The organism is Massilia sp. CCM 8734 (assembly GCF_011682155.1).
In the GTDB taxonomy this organism is placed as follows: Bacteria; Pseudomonadota; Gammaproteobacteria; order Burkholderiales; family Burkholderiaceae_D; genus Telluria_A; species Telluria_A rubra.
In genome coordinates, this window is sequence record NZ_WHJI01000176.1 from 1 (window position 1) to 618 (window position 618).

General features: G+C 60.4%; 1 protein-coding gene. It reads right to left on the bottom strand.

What is annotated here, in order from left to right; genetic code table 11:
• The coding region (locus F2P46_RS36130) for a hypothetical protein (protein ID WP_208296929.1) at positions 1-618 on the bottom strand (618 nt) is incomplete at both ends.

Here is a 618-nt window from a genome sequence, read left to right on the forward strand (position 1 = left end):
GATTCGTAAGGCCTGACATTGCGGTCTGGATCGCGCGCAGTGCGGTGAGCATGCCGCGGTTAATCGGGACAAGCGCGCCAGAATTCTCCTCCAGCATTGCCAGCGACCGGGTGATAGATTCCGACTTTGCATCGGCATCCCCAAACACGCCACCGGTACCTTGTTTCTTCTGTGCGTCTGCTGCTGACATGCCGCCGCCGGAACCGCCACCAGAAAACGCGCTGCCAAGCACTGCCGCGATCGCCACGCCGGCCGCTGCCGCCCCCCATGGCCCCATGGAGCTCATGAACGACATGAAGACACCTGGAATCTTGAGCAGGTTTCGCGCACCTTCGCCCGCAGCAACTGCGCCAGTTTCAACGCCCTGTCCGGCGACAACAGCCGTCGTTTTAGTAGTGGTCGAAAACAGGCTAATGGCCAATGACTTGAGCGCCATCGCCATCTCGTACGCCCGAAAGGCTTTCTCAGCGCCCTCCAGCACCTTGTAGCCGGTCGTATTCTCCTTGAAGAACCCCTTTGCGGCGCCGGCCATGTCGCCATAGCTTTTTACTTTTGCCTGTGCACTGGCCCGCGATGCAGCGATCTCGGCCTGGGCAATCTTTTCCGGGCCAGACTTCG